The following is a 16,449-nucleotide window of genomic DNA, read 5'->3' as shown; positions in this document are numbered from 1 at the left end:
GGCCTGCCTCGACTGACGCGAGTCAAGGCGGGCCCAACCGCTCACCAAACCTCTCTATCACCGGAGAGCGCTTTGTCACCCTGCCGAACAAAGCCACACTGACTGCCATAGCCACTGATGATGGGAAACCGGGAGGCGCACTCACCTACCTCTGGAGTAAAACAGGAGGTCCCGGTTCCGTTACGTTCTCCTCTCTCACCGCCAACACCACCACTCTCACCTTTAGCTCTACCGGCACCTATCAGATCACTGCCACTGTCTCCGATGGCGACCTCTTCGCTTCGTATACCATAGGGATTATCGCCGCTCCTGCCTCGCCGAGTCAAGGCGGGCCCGCATCTACTCCCGCTACGACTACTCCTCCCGCCACCACCACGACTCCTACACTCCCCGCGCCAACGCTCTCTTTTACGGCAACGAAAACCACGCTCACGAAAGGCACTGCCACCACCCTTACCTGGAGTTCCACCAATACCACTTCCTGCACCGCCTCCAATGGCTGGACAGGCTCCAAAACAGCAAGCGGTTCCACCACCCTCACTCCTGTAATCACCACCACCTATACGCTTTCCTGTAAAGGAGGCGCGGGAGACGTGGTGGCAAAGTCCGTGACGGTGGTTGTGACGGCGGTTGAACCTGCACCGAGTCCAATACCGCAACCAATCGCCGGCGCTGACCTCAATGGCTATGTCGCCGAGTACGAATGCCGGAAAGGGAATCCGAATTGCGATGTGGATATTGAAACACTGACGAAGAAATCCTGCGATACGATTGTCTATCCCTCCGACTCCGACTGGAGCAAAATTGAAGATCATCCAGAATATACTACCTATTGTATTGCGGCGGGGGATCATACCAACAAGAACGTTCTTTATCTTCTGTTCTCCGGAACTTCCAACAATCGTAAGGTGCTCAGATATTATGATTCGCCGGACGATGGAGCGCATCCGGTACGCCAATCTCCCAATAAACGCGCGCGTCTTTTTGCCGTGCAACTTAAAAACAGCGCGAGTTACTGGCTGGTTCATCGGCTCACCTTTGACGCAGGAGGCGCAAATGTAAATGCGTCTGTTCGTTTTTCGTGGGGGGATGGAAATAAAGGAAGCAGTTTTAATATTTTTGACAGATTGCTTTTCCAAAACGATGAAGCACATTTCTTTCAGATGGGTAATAACGGCCACCCCGACAACACGATTCAAAATAGCGTGTTGAGAAACCCGGTCATCAGTCGTCAGTTTGAAGCGCAGTGTATCAACGCGTCAGGCGGCCCGAGGCTTCATATCGTCAACAACGAAATATATAATTGTCAAAAAGGCATAGCTATTGGTGATGGTGTATGGACGCATGAAGGACTTATTATTGAAAATAACGACGTGTATGCCACCACTGCGGCATATACTGATTGCAAAGGAAACTATAACGGGACCGGCCCGTGTGCCATTACCGAAGATCTCATTTCACTTAAAGCGGGCGGTATTGCAGAGAACCCGTCGCGCATCTTCAATAACCGATTATGGGGTTCGCGCAATGGAGATGATAATCTTGGTTTAACGCTGAATGGAAGTGGTTCTTCAATTGGACTTAGTAATACCGGAGTCTCGGATGGATTACAGGTACAACAAGGTTATTACGGAGGTGATTATGTGCGCATAGATAAAAATATAATATTTGACAGTGGCGAGGGCGTATCTCCCGTATTTCCTGTCGCAGACCACATTTCTATCATTGGAAATATCTTCTGGAAGATCAAAGGTAAAAATTGGGATTGGAGTTTTGATACCGTGACACTAGACTTTGGCGCCACTAATCTCGCGGAGACCTACTTTAATGCTTTTATAGATTCAGGAGTCTTGCATCGGTTTGGATGGGGGAACACTCATGACACGCAATGTAACCAATTCATTAATCTTGAAGGCGTGGTTGATGGTGATTTGCGGAGTGGCGTGGTTATTACCAAAAATGCTTTCTATAACACCCCTGCGTTCACCACGGCTTCCCCAGCGGAGGACATCACTCGCTCATCCGCCTCTGACTCAAAAAACACCGAGTACTGCTTCTATCGCAAACTCCTGACCAATCCCGAACAAGTCTGTATTCCTTTGGGAAAAACAACCACGGCAAGTCCCCATTACAATCAGTGTGCGACAGGAGTTGGGCAGAGAGCCGGTTTGGGTATCAATGATAAAATATGGACATGGGCCGACACCCTCTTTAATTTCTAATGCATGAAAAAACTCCTCCCCACACTCATCATCACACTCTCTCTCCCGCTTCTTTTGGGCGCCGCCACTGTTTCCGATATTGAGTTGCGTATCGCTTCACTGCTTTCCGAATTGCAGATACTCCAAACTGAACTTCAAAATCTGAAATCCGGAGAAGCTGCAGTGTCTGTTGTGGAGGTTCAAACATCACCGTCTGCCACTTTCTTCACCACCACCTTGGGAAAAGGAAGCGAAGGGAGTGACGTTACAAAACTCCAACAATATCTCGCCAAGGATGGCACTCTCTACCCCGAAGGTCTCATCACCGGCTACTATGGCTCTCTGACCGAAGCGGCCGTCAAACGCTTCCAACAAAAGCACAATATCGTCTCTTCCGGCACGCCTCTTTCTACCGGCTATGGCACCGTGGGTCCCAAAACGAGAACAACACTGAACTCTCTCCTTGCCACCCCGTTAGAGCTCACGGCTCCAACGGAGCCTAGCTCTAACGGGGCAAGCCCCAATACCCCCGCCCCCAACCGCTCACCGAACCTCTCCATCACGGGAGACCGTGTTGTTTTCCTTCCCAATGGCGCATCACTCTCAGGTCTTGCCACTGACGATGGTGTCCCGGGAGTTCCCCTCGCATACTTCTGGAAAAAAGCTTCCGGTCCCGGTTCGGTTATTTTTTCCTCCCTCAATACCAAAGATACTATTGCCGCGTTTTCTTCTCCGGGCACCTATCAGATCACTCTCACCGTTTCAGATGGTGACCTTTTTGCCACTTATACCATTGCCGTATTGGTTAAAGCGGCTCTCTCAACGCCAACACCTCTCCCACCTCCCGCACCCGTTACTCCTCCCACTTCTACGCCCACACTTTCATTCAGCGCTACCTCTTCCTCTCTCACGAAAGGAGAGAGCGTGACAATCACCTGGTCCACCACGAATGTCTCCACCTGTACTGCGGGGGAAGGATGGTCAGGCACCAAAGCCGCGAGTGGCTCGGTTGTATTCTCTCCCACCCAAACCACCACCTACACCCTTCTTTGCACCGGTACTGAAGGCGACACCATCGCCAAAGAGATCACGATAACGGTGACGGAACCTCCTCCTCCCACACCGCCTCCTTCCACCACGCCAACACTCTCTTTTTCCGCCAACACCACCACCCTTACCCAAGGACAATCCACCACCCTTACATGGGTCTCCACGAATACCACATCCTGCACGGCCTCCGGTGGTTGGACGGGTACGAAATCGCTCCAAGGTTCCAGCGCCAAGATACCTTCTCAAACCACCACATACACGTTAACGTGTATGAACGCTACGAATGAGAGTGTGTCCAAGAATGTGACGGTGACGGTGACGGCGCCGAGCACTTCTTCATCGGTACTTGGTATAAGCGGAGATAAATTTACCATTAATGGCACGCCAACATTTCTCCTTGGCGTCAGCTACTTTGATGCCCTCGACTGGAGAACCTCCGATCTTGACGGACTCCATGCGCGCGGTTTTAACCTCATCCGTATCTTTCTGGATTGGAAGACTGATAACGGTAACGACGCCGAGAGCATCTTCGATATGGCCGGGAATCTGAAGCCAACAGAAACGCAGACTATCCGTGATCTCATCCATGCCTCCGCCACGCAAGGCATCATCGTTGATATAACCATTCTGCATGCCCTCAGCGTCAATCTCCTGGGAAGCGATATGAAGGTTGCTATCCGCAACGCGGTTTCGGCCTTCGGAACCAAACCGAACGTTTTTTTTGACCTCGTCAATGAGCACAACTGTGGCAGTTGGAGCAGATCACATTCTGCCATGGGAGACCTTATGAATACTGCGCGCTCCGCGGCGCCGAACGCCATTATTACCTTCTCGAGCGCTTGCGAGCCGCACATTCTCACTGGTGGTTGGAATGCCGACGGCGGAAATATTAACGGGGAGGTTGCAACGGGGATTGACCTTATTGCTCCACATTTCCTGCGTGTCAGCAATTGGTATGATCGTGTTGATCAAAATGTGGCAGCAGTGAAAGCGTATTTATCTTCAGTCGGGAGTTTGATGCCCGTGTATGTTCAGGAAGAGAATCGCAATGGCTATGACGGAGGATACTTCACTGTAGCAGAACTCATTCAAGCCGCTGTTGAAGCACATAATGCGGGTGCCGCTGGCTATATCTTTCACACGGCGGCCGGGTTTGATCTATCTTCGTCAAGTTTTTTTGATAACCTTGATAGTGTTGAGCGCGGGGTGGTTGACGGACTCTCGGCTGCTGTATTCTAATTCTCTCATTTGATAATACATTGATAATGTATTATCATTCCTTTTGTGTCTGTTTGCCAAAACAGCTGTTTTGGCAGAATCTGACTGGTTACAGAAAAAACATAACGCCAAGATAGCTGTTTTGGCCCGCCTTGACTCGCAAGGCGAGGCAGGTAGGTCGAAAGTTAAATACGCCAAGATAGCTGTCTTGGCAGAATCTAACGGGCTGCGGAATGGGTATCATGAAAGAAAGTGCGCGTGCGAGGCAAACAACGCGCCAAGATAGCTCAGTTGGTAGAGCACATCCATGGTAAGGATGAGGTCCCGGGTTCAATTCCCGGTCTTGGCTCCACATAAAGTGAAAAGTCCATAAAGTTTGTAAAATCTATAAAGTGAATGCAAGTGTATTTACTTTCAACTGCATAAACTTTTTAACTTGTAACTTTTTTGTGCTGACGTAGCTCAGTTGATAGAGTAATCCCTTCAATCTCCGACCACTTCTGAATTTGACACCGGTTGACAACCTTGATACGCTTGACTCATGTCAAACTCTAGAAAATTTAGAAAACCATGTCTCGTTTGTGGCAAGGAACCAGCCCGTGCAGGATATAAGTACTGCAGCAATGTATGTCAAATGGAGTTCCAATATCGTGTGTATATTGAAGAGTGGAAAGTTGGGAAAGCGGATGGATTACAAAGCATAGGGACCGTTTCACCCTACATAAAGCGATATTTACGCGGGAAATTCATGGATAAATGTTGTTTATGCGGATGGGCAGAGAAAAACAAAAAGACAGGAAAAGTTCCACTGGTTGCGGACCACATTGACGGTAATTGGCGCAATAATATCGAAAGAAATCTTCGCCTTCTTTGCCCAAATTGCGATTCATTAACTCCGACATATGCCGCCCTCAATCGAGGAAATGGCAGAAAACATCGGGCATTGAGTAATAGGGTGAAAGAAGCCCGATCTTTGCTTGAGAGGAAGAAAAAACAGTGATAGTGTGTAATTCGGGAGGAAAGCCCACGTAGCTCAAATGGTAGAGCAACGGTATCGTAAACCGTAGGTTATCAGTTCAATTCTGATCGTGGGCTCCAGCGATTCCCCCGCACAGTAAACTCGTGAGAGGGGAACACCTAAGCCAAGGCAACTGCTTGCCTTAGAATATTAAAGAAAGAAACGGCCCTGACAAAAGGCCGTTTCTTTCTTTTTGAAATTCCGGACTATTTTGGTATAATCTTTCCATGAGCGGCACACGGGAAAGCGGGAAAGACAGCACCAAGGAACGGGTAGAGGAGATTGAACAGGCCATGGCGCAGTCTGATTTCTGGTCTGACAAGGTGGCCGCGCAGAACATGGTCAAGGAACTGCAGGGCTTAAAGGATGCCCTGTCCGGACAAGGAAAATATGATAAGGGCGGCGCGGTGATGACCATATTTTCCGGTGCGGGCGGCGATGACGCCGAGGACTTTTCCGCAATGCTCTACAGAATGTACCTTAAATTTTTTCAGAGGAAAGGATGGGAAACGCACCTCCTCCACAAAAACGAGAACGACCACGGCGGTTATCGCAACATCACGGTTGAGGTGCGGGGCAGAGGTGCTTACGGAACGCTCAAGAATGAATCGGGAGTGCATCGGCTTGTACGCATCTCTCCCTTCAGTTCAAAAAAATTGCGCCACACCTCGTTTTCCATGGTTGAGGTCATACCGAAGTTTGAAGAACGAGGCGCGATTGAAATACCGCCGGCGGAATTGAGAGTAGAACTCTCGCGCGCGGGCGGTCCCGGCGGGCAGAATGTGAACAAGAGGGAAACCGCAGTGCGTGTTATCCACATCCCGACAAATCTTTCCGCGCATATTGATTCAGAACGCAGTCAGGCGCAAAATAAAGAGAAGGCCATTGAAATTCTGAAAGGAAAACTTTATAAAAAGAGGGAAGAAGAACAAAAACAGAAAGAGGCCGGGCTTTCTATCAGCAAAACAACGGAAATAGAATGGGGAAATCAGATCAGGTCGTACGTGCTCCATCCGTACAAGATGGTGAAGGACCACAGGACGGGAGTTGAAGTGCGTGACGTGCAGAAAGTGCTGGAAGACGGAGATATTGACGAATTCATTAATGCCGAGCAACATGGTTAATTTTGAAAAAGAAGACGCAATGATTTACTTTGATAAAGTTTCAAAAAAATACAACGATAACACAATGGCGCTTGACCAAGTGAGCTTCAGCGTCGCGCCGGGAGAGTTCGTTTCCATCGTCGGCCATTCGGGTGCCGGGAAAACCACGCTGGTAAAAATGCTTTTAGCGGAAGAGCGCCCGACGGAAGGGGCGGTGTTTTTTGAATCCGTTGACATACATACGCTCAATAAAAGGAGCGTCACCGATTTACGCCGGCGCATCGGCATTGTGTTTCAGGATTTTCGGCTTCTGCCGAACAAGACCGCTTATGAAAACATCGCCTTTGCAATGGAAGCGGCGGGACGCACCGACGCAGAGATCGCCTCGGATGTGCCACAAGTGCTTGAGCTTGTTGATCTGGGAGAGAAGGTGTGGAACTTTCCTCATCAGCTCTCGGGCGGCGAACGCCAGCGGGTTGCAATCGCTCGTGCGATCATCAATCAGCCCGATCTTTTGATTGCGGACGAGCCGACTGGTAACCTTGACCCAATCAACACGTTTGAGATCATTCAAATACTGCAGAAGATCAATGACATGGGAACGACGGTCGTGCTGACGACGCACAATAAAGGGGTCATTGACTCATTGGAGAAAAGGGTCATCACGATGGAAGGGGGGAAGATTATTCGGGATGATGAGAAAGGCAGATACGTGCTATAGTAATATTATTATGTTTCTAACCAACACACGACGCGTTATACGCGCAGGATTCATCAGCTTCTGGCGCAATAGAGTAATTTCTTTGGCGTCAGTGCTGATCATGACCGTAACGCTTTTTGTGATCGGGTTTGTTATTTTTCTCGGCGCTTTGTTCCAGAGCTCCCTTGAGCAAATAAGAGGCAAAGTGGATGTGAATGTTTACTTTGTCACCGATGCTTCAGAGGAAGATATCTTCATCCTGCGCGATTCCTTAAGCGAGCTTCCCGAAGTGGCCTCCGTATCATACACATCGCGCGAAGAAGCGCTCGCAAATTTCAGAGAGCGGCACAAAGATGATTACCTCACCATTCAGGCCCTTGATGAGCTTGACGACAATCCGCTCGGTGCCTCCGTAGGCATCAAAGCAAAAGAAACCGCGCAATACGAAAGCATCGCGAAATTCTTGGAAGAGCAAAGCGTTCTCGCGAAAGGGAAGTATTCCATCATTGATAAGATAAATTACAAGCAAAACAAGGTGGCGATCAACAGGCTCACCAATATCTTAGCCGGAGCCGAAAAGATCGGTTTTGCGGTGACGATATTTTTGGTGCTCATTTCAATCATCATAACGTTCAATACAATACGACTCGCCATCTACACTTCTCGAGATGAGATCGCCGTTATGCGGCTCGTGGGTGCCGGCAACAAATATATACAAGGCCCCTTCGTGGTGGAAGGTATTATGTACGGCCTCTTCTCCGCGGCTATTACGTTGATACTGTTTTATCCGATCACCCTCTGGCTTGGCGATGTGACTGATAATTTCTTTGGCGGAATCAACCTTTTTGAATATTACGTTTCAAATTTCACCCAAATTCTTCTGATCATCACCTCATCAGGAGTGGTGCTCGGAACCATTTCAAGCATGTTGGCAGTGCGGAAGTATCTGCGCGTTTGATAAAAGTGTAAGCGGAAGAGCAACGTGAAAAAGAAACATACAACAGGAGGAAAAAGTAAAAGCGCAACAAAAAAAATCAACCGCAAGTTTATCTTCGTCATCGGAGGCGTCATCTCCGGCGTCGGCAAGGGAATAGCCGCTTCCTCTATCGGGAAGATCCTGCAGGCGCGCGGTTTCAGCGTGACCGCTTTAAAAATTGACCCCTATGTGAACGTGGATGCCGGCACCATGAACCCCACCGAACACGGTGAGGTTTTTGTATTGCAGGACGGCGATGAAACGGACCAGGACATGGGGAACTACGAGCGCTTTTTAGACACGACCCTGACCCGTCTGAACTACATGACGACGGGACGGATATATCAGTCGGTCATTGAAAGGGAACGCAATCTTGAATACAAAGGAAAGTGCGTGCAGGTGGTGCCGCATATTCCGCTTGAGGCCATTGCCCGCATCAAGAAAGCGGCGGAGCGCGCGCGTGCCGACATTGCGGTCATAGAAGTCGGCGGTACGGTGGGGGAATATGAAAATATTCTTTTTCTTGAAGCGGCGCGCATGATGAAAGCGGCGCATCCGGACGATGTGGCGGTGGTGATGGTCAGCTATTTGCCGACTCCGCCGAAAGTGGGCGAGATGAAAACAAAACCGACCCAGCACGCGACGCGCCAGGCGCAGGCGGCGGGTATTCAGCCCGATGTCATTATCGCACGCAGCGAACTTCCCCTTGATAAAAAACGAAGAGAAAAGTTGGCGACCTTTTGCAACATTCTACCGCGCCAAGTGATTGCGGCGCCGGACGTGAACAGCATCTATGACATTCCCATCAATTTTGAAAAGGACAAACTGAGCGATATTTTGCTTTTGCGCTTGCGCCTCAATCCAAAAAAGAGAAAATCAAATCTTGAAATATGGAAGAAATTCGTGCGCAGGATTCGTTCACTGAAAAAAGAGGTTCGCATCGCAGTAGTGGGAAAATATTTTAATACGGGAGACTTCGTGCTCTCCGACTCGTATATTTCAGTCATTGAGGCGATCAAATATTCCGCGATAGAGGCTGGAAGGAAGCCGGTGCTCTCGTGGCTTTCCGCGGTGGATTTTGAAGACAAGAGCAAACTGCGCGAACTCGGGAAGTATGACGGCATTCTGGTTCCCGGAGGATTCGGCGAACGCGGCATTGAGGGAAAATTAAACGTGATAGAGTACGCGCGCGAGCACAAAATTCCCTATTTCGGGCTCTGCTACGGCATGCAGCTTATGGTCATTGAATATGCGCGCAATATCTTGGGATTGAAGGGTGCCAATACCGATGAGGTGAATCCACATGCCAAACATCTCGTCATTGACGTCATGCCCGACCAGAAACAGAAGATCAAAGAAGGTCATTTCGGAGGCACGATGCGGCTTGGCGCGTACAAAACGATACTGAAAAAAGGCACTATTGCAGAGGGTGCCTACGGCAAGCGCAAGGTAGAAGAACGCCACCGCCACCGCTATGAGGTGAACCCCGACTACATTAAACGGCTTGAGAAGGGAGGTCTCGTTTTTTCAGGCACTTCCCCGGACGGGAAGCTGATGGAGATCGCGGAATTGCCCCGCGAAAAGCATCCTTTCTTCCTCGGCACGCAGTTTCATCCGGAATTCCAGGCGCGTCCCCTCAAACCGCACCCACTCTTCACTGAATTCATCAAAGCGGCGATCAAAAGGGAGCAGAAAAAGAAATAGTTGCCATAAAAAAAGCCCGCTTGCATGCAAGCGGGCTTACTCGTTACTCTTTGTTCCGGAGACCCTGGCGCAACGTTCTCCGTATTCTACGGTAGATGTTTCTTCTGGTCTCCTGTTTATATGTAAGGATCTCACGGGCGAGATGAGAAGACAATGCTTCCAATTTCTCTATCTCAAACTGGAGAGATTCGTCCGGATATTTTTTTTCGTACAGTTTGTTGATCCCCACATACCCGAGCATCGTAAGAAACGAGGCGAAGGTTTCAGCGAGGATATCGATTGTGGTGTCCAACGATGCCGCCTGCGCGTTGACATGAGATGTTTCGTCCAAATGAGCGAGATCCCAGGCTCCTTCGAAAAATTCCCACAGCACTCCCGTGAACGCGACTGCCGTGACAATAGCCATGACCAGAAACTTCTGGCCTCCGAACAGAAACCATCCGCGCAACGTGTAATTTCGGTACAGATACAGAAAGGTCAGCGTCCCTCCAAATCCGAAGCACGCGTGTCCGAGCGTATCAAAGAGCCACCATTCGCTAAAGAGCACCGCGTCGTTCCATCCCCAAAATCCCCATAGGGAGACGAAGACGGACCAATAGACCACCAATCCTATTGGAATGATCCACGTGTGTCGGCCTAAGACGATATTCATGTCATGTATCTCCCTAAAAATGTTCAACTACCATTATTTCTATACCTTTTCGGCATAAAAGGGAAGCTTTTACGAAGAGGAGCGAATGTGGTATTATCCATTCATTAGACTTGGCTCTGTCCAAGTTTTATCATTGCGGGATCATCGAAGTGGTGGGGATGAAAAGCAAATCGCTTTGCTTTTCATCCGATTCTTCGCTTTGCGGAGAAATTCTCGTTGTTCTTTGTGTCTATAGTTGCGGGATCGTCTAATGGTAGGACATCGCCCTCTGGAGGCGAGTATCTTGGTTCGAGTCCAAGTCCCGCAGCTGTGCACGCAAAAACAGAGAATAGGGTTCTCTGAAAGTTGTCATCTTGGTTCGAGTCCAAGTCCCGCAGTCATATTGAATGGGAAAGGTTGCTGTCCCTCCTGAACAAAATCCGAACTTTTTACCAAACGAATCCCGACGAATGAGGCCGCCTCGCCGCCGCTCGCTAATGCTCGCCGCCAAGCAAAACATTCTTCACTTTTCTACAAGGCTTTCCTCTCTTAATAAGAGCGTTGTCCACAGTCAATTATTGTTTTTTTGAGGGGTGGGGTATAATAAAATTAATCTTCCTATTGAAGATAGAAAGTTTTTTAACCCCTTGAAAATCAAAATTTGAGGCATTTGTGTTTTTATTTATTAATAATTAACTAGATTGCTTATGTCAAAAATCAGCACTTTCTACAAAAGAACAGGTCCCGTTTCTGTAATACTCTCAGTTATATTTTCCGTTTTGTTTGTGGTCACGGTGGTTCAAGCTGCAACTACCATAGGCACCAACATCAGCACCGACGGTACCGTATCTGTAGCCGGACTCTCAACATTCGGTAACGCCTCCTCTACGCAATTCTCTGTATTCAATAATGCATACTTCGGGGCAACGGCAACATCCACGTTTTCCTCTACAGGAGCGCTAACACTGGCTGGCGCGCTTACTTTAACTACCGCCTCATCAACCGGGTTGGCAACGCTCGATAGCGTCAAGGTAAGTAGTGTTGGCGACACTGTGGCCGATATTCAACACGGCACATGTACTGTCACCATCGGCTCTATAACGGCAAGCACCACGGCAATGACTACCTGTACCGCAACGGGTGTCACTACCAGTCATAAGGTCTTTGTCACTCCCTATATCACCAATAACGGCATCTTCATGGTTAGCGCTTCTTCAACGGCCGATAACACTATCCAAATAGCTGTACACAATGTCGGGTATACAGGTGCGGTAAATCCTGCAGATAATCTCTGGTCATGGATGGCGGTGCGATAGTGCTCGGTTTATTTCTCTACTTTTTGTGAAAAAGGCCCTCATTACAATTTTGTCGCTGTTCCTACCCGTTGTGGTTTTTGCTGCCACGAACGATTTTGTTGCAAACGGCAACATCACAGTAGCTGGGATTACATTCGGCGCAGGTACTGCAGATATGCTGATTCTGAGTGGCTCCGAGTCAGAAAGCTGGTTATTTTCAAGCGGGACTTTTACTGTTACTAATCCGGGGTCTGTGTTCCAAGTCGGATCATCCGATAGTGCGGTGAAATCAATTCAAGTCACGCAGGGAGGCACTACGCTAGTTTGTTCCGAAAATTCCACGCCAGGAACCTCATATGCCACCCTTCCGACGACAGCGGGGACGTATACCGTATCGCCCTCTGCGACCACCCAGTGTACGAGTTTGTGTACAGCATTATCAAATGTTGCTTCGTATAATTCCTTTCCAACGTGCGGTGCGGCGAGTTGTAATGCCGGATACAGACTATCGGGCTCTGGCGGCAGCGCAACCTGCGTTCCAGTTGGCGGCGGGGGCATAATTGTGCCTTGTGGCCCCGGGTATACGCTTTCTGGCGGGCTCTGCCATCCGAATACATCTACTCCTAATGTAACAACACCTTCGGCAACTATTCCTTCTACCTCTTCTGTTGCTTTTCTGAAAAATTTGTCTCTCGGTATGTCGTCGGAAGATGTGCGCCGACTCCAAACATTACTTGCGTCCGATACAGATGTGTATCCTGAAGGTACTATTTCCGGCTACTTTGGTTCTCTCACTCAAAAAGCCGTGGGGCGATTTCAGGTAAAGTATGGCGTTGCTACTCCGAGTGATTTGGGCTACGGCAACGTTGGTCCCAAAACCCGCGCAAAATTTGAAGAAGTATTTGGCGCGGCTACTCCTACTTCAACTGGTTCTTCGGTTCCAGCCGTAACCGACAATGCTTTGTTTACGGAAAATCTCAAGTTTGGTATGCGTTCTTCTAATGTCTATAGGTTGCAACAACTATTCGCAACTGATAACGAGATATATCCGGAGGGCGTTGTCTCGGGGTACTTCGGTCAAATGACCAAAGAGGCGGTACAGAGATTCCAAATCAAACACGGCGTTGTAACTTCAGACGAGGACGCTGGTTATGGTTCTGTGGGACCGAAAACACGCGCGAAGCTTCAAGAAATATTCAAATAATTTTCTCAAGTAAGAAATCGAAGCTACGCTAATGTAGACAAACGAAGAGTGGTAATACTTTGAGGCGTATTGGTAACTATTCCCAAAAAGCATACCCGATGAGTCCGATATTCAAAACAAAAAACTGCCCATAGGGGCTTTTTGTTTATGGTGGTATAATTATTAAATCAAATTGGGACATGAGGTACGTACTTTATTATTTTGTATAAAACAATAAAACTATGATTAAAAAAACCTTTTTAACATCAGTGCTCGCCCTTGCTTTGTTTGTGAGCGGCACCGTTTTTGCACATGGGGAACAGGCTGTGCTCCCGAGAGCCGGCCTGACACCCGAAAGCACATTTTATTTTCTTGACACATTCGGTGAATTTTTGCGAGAATTTTTCAGCTTTAACCCGGAAGGCAAGGCCCGACTTCAAATTGCTTTTGCCGCGGAGCGTGTAGCGGAAATCAAAGTTGTTTTGGAAACGAAAGGCGTGGATGCGAAAGGCCTTGAAGTAGCTCAAGCAAGACTCCAAGGAAACCTTGAACGAATCAATGCCATCCTTGCCGATCAAAAGGCCGATGGAGAAGACGTAAGCGCGCTCGCCAAAGAACTTGACGATGACTTTGATGGTCCAAAATCCGCGCTCAAGGAGGCTTTCAAGGCAGAAAAGCGCGCACTTGAAGCCAAAGAAAAAGAATTAAAAGCAAAGATTGTTGAAGCGCGACAGGTTGGCAATACCACTCTTGTTGATTCGTTAGTAAAAGAACTTGATGAGCTCAAAGTGCAAAAAGAACTCTTGGAACTCAAAACGGACGAACAAGAAGAAGCGTTAGAGAAAGAAGAAGAGCGACTTGAGGAGGAAATGGAGGATAAAGAAGAAGCGCAAAAGGCTATCAGCGAAGCTGAAAAAAAGAAACAGGAGATATTGAATGAAGCCGCCAAGGAAGGTGTTGCTGTGCCTGCTTCCGCATTTGAGAAATTTGACCGACTATTGGCTCAATCCAAAGAACTTTTTGACCGCGAAAATTATCAAGGCGCCAAACAGCTTGCCAAACAAGCCAAGAAAAGCCTTGAAGTCGTAAAAGATGCCGCTGAAGATTTAAAAGAGGCGGAGGAACAAGAAGAGGAGCTTAAAGAAGGACAGGAAGAAAAAATAGGTGAAAGGGATGAGAAAGAATCAGAACGCTTGAAAAAAGAACAGGAGCGCGCCGAAGAGGCAACCCAAAAAGCTGAAGAGCGTTTGCGGGACATTGAGAACGAGAACTGAAAGGGGGCTGGTCACTGTGCAATAGAGAACCACGGAATATATGTATTATGTTTATCTTCTCCAATGCGGTGATGGTACGATCTACACCGGCATAACGACCGATGTTGAACGGAGATTCCAGGAACATAAGAATGGCAAAGGCGGACACTACACCAGCTCAAGAAAAGCGGTAAAACTTCTCTACACGGAGAAACAAAAAGACAGAAGCAGTGCTCAGAAGCGCGAAGCCGAGATAAAGGGATGGCGCCGCGAGGAGAAGCTCCACTTTGTGCGAGAAGCCGCCAAAAGGAAGGGATCTTCGCTGGGGACATTGTAGAGCTTGCGATCACTGTTAGATAAAAAGGACCGCAGGAAACCAAAGAAATGCTTTGATCGTTACCGCGGTTTTGTGGCCCATGATCCTTACTCTCGCTTTTCTCTTTCAAGGGTGTAGTACTGGTATTTTGTGGAAAACGGGATATAATTAACTATAATGAAGAAGATAATCACGATACTCATTGTTCTGACTCTTATTTTTCTGGGCGCGTTATATTTCCTTTTCTTTTTCCCAATCTTCTGGCAATTGACGGAATACAATTAACTGCCATGAAGAAGATAATCACGATAATCATTGTTCTGATTCTTGTTTTTCTGGGAGCATTATATTTCCTTGGCGGCACTCCGGAGAATGGGAACATTATCTCCGATCCTCGCAACGCGACCTATGTGATCAACGGGGAATCCGTTGCGCTTTCGGGCGGCGTGTCTGAGACTCCGGCCGCGCCCGGCTCGGCGTCAAAAATTATCACGCGATATTTTGGCAACGAGGTGCGCCACGATCTCAATGAAGACGGCAGGGAAGACGTCGTGTTTCTCCTGACGCAAGAGACAGGCGGGAGCGGAACTTTTTACTACGTGGTCGCGGCGCTTGATACGCCCGAGGGATATATCGGCTCCCAGGGGCTGCTCCTTGGCGATCGTATCGCTCCGCAGACGACGGAACTCAGCCAAAACCCAAATCATAAAAATGTCATTGTCGTTAATTACGCGGATCGAAATCCGGGAGAAAGTTTTGCTACACCACCATCGGCTGGAAAAAGCATTTGGCTGAAACTTGATCCGAAGACTATGCAATTTGGCGAAGTCGTTCAAAATTTTGAAGGCGAAGCCGACCCCAGCCGCATGACGCTTGATATGCACACATGGAAGTGGATCAAGACAACGTACAACAATGACACCGAGCTGGTGCCGAAAAAAACCGAAACTTTTACACTTACTTTCAGGGAGGACGGATCATTCTCTGCGACAACGGATTGCAATACTATGGGCGGAACCTATGAGGTCAAAGACCACCAGATAACATTTAAGGATATTGTCGCGACGCGAAGGTTTTGCGAAGGATCGCAGGAACAAGCGTTTTCATCAATGCTCGGAGAAGTGCAGTCGTTCTTCTTTACCAGCCGCGGCGAACTGATCTTTGACCTGAAGTTTGATAGCGGGTCTTCCGTTTTTCGCTAACAATTGTTGCGGCTATATCCGAGTTCGCCGCCGCCTTTGCCATAACCAAGCCGCACCTCAATGAAATATTGCCAGGCGTTGCCATATCGGTAGCGCTTATGACATAGCCGTAATTCAATAAATAAGAGACTGGCAAACAAGGTATATGTATTATGTTTATCTTCTCCAATGCGGTGATGGTACGATCTACACCGGCATAACGACCGATGTTGAACGGAGATTCCAGGAACATAAGAATGGCAAAGGCGGACACTACACCAGCTCAAGAAAAGCGGTAAAACTTCTCTACACGGAGAAACAAAAAGACAGAAGCAGTGCTCAGAAGCGCGAAGCCGAGATAAAGGGATGGCGCCGCGAGGAGAAGCTTCATTTTGTGCGAGAAGCCGCCAAAGGGAAGAAATAGAGGGAACCACACGAGAATGAGCTGCTCTCCATTTCGTATTTTCAGTGAAATAGGGTACAGTAGGGGGATAAACGCGCCTTTTGCCGGGCGTTTTTTAAACCCCCTGCGCAATAACCTTTTCTACTGCAATGAGGAATTTTCGGCTGCAAACAACTCATCGTTCGTCAATGAATACGCTGTATTCATCTTCTCGCGC

At 48.4% G+C, this 16,449-nt stretch carries 13 protein-coding genes and 3 tRNA genes; 15 read left to right on the top strand and 1 reads right to left on the bottom strand.

Going from position 1 to position 16,449, the window contains the following annotated elements; translation table 11 throughout:
* The 8 genes from AAB523_00330 to AAB523_00295 form a co-directional block, all read left to right on the top strand.
* The coding region (locus AAB523_00330) for a hypothetical protein (GenBank protein ID MEK7555714.1) at window positions 1–2,222 on the top strand (2,222 nt) is incomplete at its 5' end.
* A 3-nt stretch (window positions 2,223–2,225) separates the two neighbouring features.
* A complete protein-coding gene (locus tag AAB523_00325) occupies window positions 2,226–4,490 on the top strand; it encodes a peptidoglycan-binding protein (protein ID MEK7555713.1) in 2,265 nt (754 codons plus the stop codon).
* 255 nt (window positions 4,491–4,745) lie between these two features.
* Window positions 4,746–4,821: transfer RNA gene (locus tag AAB523_00320), tRNA-Thr, on the top strand.
* Window positions 4,822–5,491: 670 nt separating this feature from the next.
* A tRNA-Thr gene (locus AAB523_00315) sits at window positions 5,492–5,567 on the top strand.
* Window positions 5,568–5,714: 147 nt separating this feature from the next.
* Window positions 5,715–6,611, top strand: a complete 897-nt coding sequence (locus AAB523_00310; protein ID MEK7555712.1) for a PCRF domain-containing protein — start codon at window positions 5,715–5,717, stop codon at window positions 6,609–6,611.
* A gap of 19 nt (window positions 6,612–6,630) precedes the next feature.
* Window positions 6,631–7,311, top strand: coding sequence for a cell division ATP-binding protein FtsE (gene ftsE, locus AAB523_00305; protein ID MEK7555711.1), 681 nt, complete (start codon window positions 6,631–6,633; stop codon window positions 7,309–7,311).
* Window positions 7,283–8,248, top strand: a complete 966-nt coding sequence (locus AAB523_00300) for a permease-like cell division protein FtsX (protein MEK7555710.1) — start codon at window positions 7,283–7,285, stop codon at window positions 8,246–8,248. The genes ftsE and AAB523_00300 overlap by 29 nt, the downstream gene beginning before the upstream one ends.
* A gap of 24 nt (window positions 8,249–8,272) precedes the next feature.
* A complete protein-coding gene (locus AAB523_00295) occupies window positions 8,273–9,970 on the top strand; it encodes a CTP synthase (protein MEK7555709.1) in 1,698 nt (565 codons plus the stop codon).
* A gap of 43 nt (window positions 9,971–10,013) precedes the next feature.
* Here AAB523_00295 and AAB523_00290 read toward each other — a convergent pair whose 3' ends face one another.
* Window positions 10,014–10,622, bottom strand: a complete 609-nt coding sequence (locus AAB523_00290) for a hypothetical protein (protein ID MEK7555708.1) — start codon at window positions 10,620–10,622, stop codon at window positions 10,014–10,016.
* A 236-nt stretch (window positions 10,623–10,858) separates the two neighbouring features.
* Between AAB523_00290 and AAB523_00285 the strand changes: the two genes are divergently transcribed.
* The 7 genes from AAB523_00285 (at window position 10,859) to AAB523_00255 (ending at window position 16,253) form a co-directional block, all read left to right on the top strand.
* A tRNA-Gln gene (locus AAB523_00285) sits at window positions 10,859–10,929 on the top strand.
* A gap of 379 nt (window positions 10,930–11,308) precedes the next feature.
* Window positions 11,309–11,917 (top strand): hypothetical protein, encoded by a 609-nt coding sequence (locus AAB523_00280; GenBank protein ID MEK7555707.1) that lies wholly within the window; start codon window positions 11,309–11,311, stop codon window positions 11,915–11,917.
* Between the two features lie 676 nt (window positions 11,918–12,593).
* Window positions 12,594–13,100 (top strand): peptidoglycan-binding protein, encoded by a 507-nt coding sequence (locus tag AAB523_00275; protein MEK7555706.1) that lies wholly within the window; start codon window positions 12,594–12,596, stop codon window positions 13,098–13,100.
* Window positions 13,101–13,321: 221 nt separating this feature from the next.
* Window positions 13,322–14,353 (top strand): hypothetical protein, encoded by a 1,032-nt coding sequence (locus AAB523_00270; protein MEK7555705.1) that lies wholly within the window; start codon window positions 13,322–13,324, stop codon window positions 14,351–14,353.
* Between the two features lie 40 nt (window positions 14,354–14,393).
* Window positions 14,394–14,669 carry a GIY-YIG nuclease family protein gene (locus tag AAB523_00265; protein MEK7555704.1) on the top strand — a complete coding sequence of 92 codons (276 nt, stop codon included), beginning with the start codon at window positions 14,394–14,396 and terminating at the stop codon, window positions 14,667–14,669.
* 269 nt (window positions 14,670–14,938) lie between these two features.
* Window positions 14,939–15,850: an META domain-containing protein gene (locus tag AAB523_00260; GenBank protein ID MEK7555703.1), complete on the top strand. Its 912-nt coding sequence runs from the start codon at window positions 14,939–14,941 to the stop codon at window positions 15,848–15,850.
* A 145-nt stretch (window positions 15,851–15,995) separates the two neighbouring features.
* Window positions 15,996–16,253, top strand: a complete 258-nt coding sequence (locus AAB523_00255; GenBank protein ID MEK7555702.1) for a GIY-YIG nuclease family protein — start codon at window positions 15,996–15,998, stop codon at window positions 16,251–16,253.
* Window positions 16,254–16,449 lie beyond the last annotated feature (196 nt).

This window comes from Patescibacteria group bacterium, from assembly GCA_038063375.1.
GTDB lineage: Bacteria > Patescibacteriota > Minisyncoccia > Phycocordibacterales > JANLHH01 > JANLHH01.
Note: the sequence above shows the minus strand (reverse complement) of the source record. Positions and strands in the feature narration are given on the sequence as shown.

Coding starts and splice junctions, on each gene's coding strand:
- AAB523_00260 (MEK7555703.1), top strand. CDS start 14,939: ATGAAGAAGATAATCACGATAATCATTGTTCTGATTCTTGTTTTTCTG.
- AAB523_00255 (MEK7555702.1), top strand. CDS start 15,996: ATGTATTATGTTTATCTTCTCCAATGCGGTGATGGTACGATCTACACC.
- AAB523_00280 (MEK7555707.1), top strand. CDS start 11,309: ATGTCAAAAATCAGCACTTTCTACAAAAGAACAGGTCCCGTTTCTGTA.
- AAB523_00265 (MEK7555704.1), top strand. CDS start 14,394: ATGTATTATGTTTATCTTCTCCAATGCGGTGATGGTACGATCTACACC.
- ftsE (MEK7555711.1), top strand. CDS start 6,631: ATGATTTACTTTGATAAAGTTTCAAAAAAATACAACGATAACACAATG.
- AAB523_00270 (MEK7555705.1), top strand. CDS start 13,322: ATGATTAAAAAAACCTTTTTAACATCAGTGCTCGCCCTTGCTTTGTTT.
- AAB523_00325 (MEK7555713.1), top strand. CDS start 2,226: ATGAAAAAACTCCTCCCCACACTCATCATCACACTCTCTCTCCCGCTT.
- AAB523_00310 (MEK7555712.1), top strand. CDS start 5,715: ATGAGCGGCACACGGGAAAGCGGGAAAGACAGCACCAAGGAACGGGTA.
- AAB523_00275 (MEK7555706.1), top strand. CDS start 12,594: ATGTCGTCGGAAGATGTGCGCCGACTCCAAACATTACTTGCGTCCGAT.
- AAB523_00290 (MEK7555708.1), bottom strand. CDS start 10,622: ATGAATATCGTCTTAGGCCGACACACGTGGATCATTCCAATAGGATTG.
- AAB523_00300 (MEK7555710.1), top strand. CDS start 7,283: ATGATGAGAAAGGCAGATACGTGCTATAGTAATATTATTATGTTTCTA.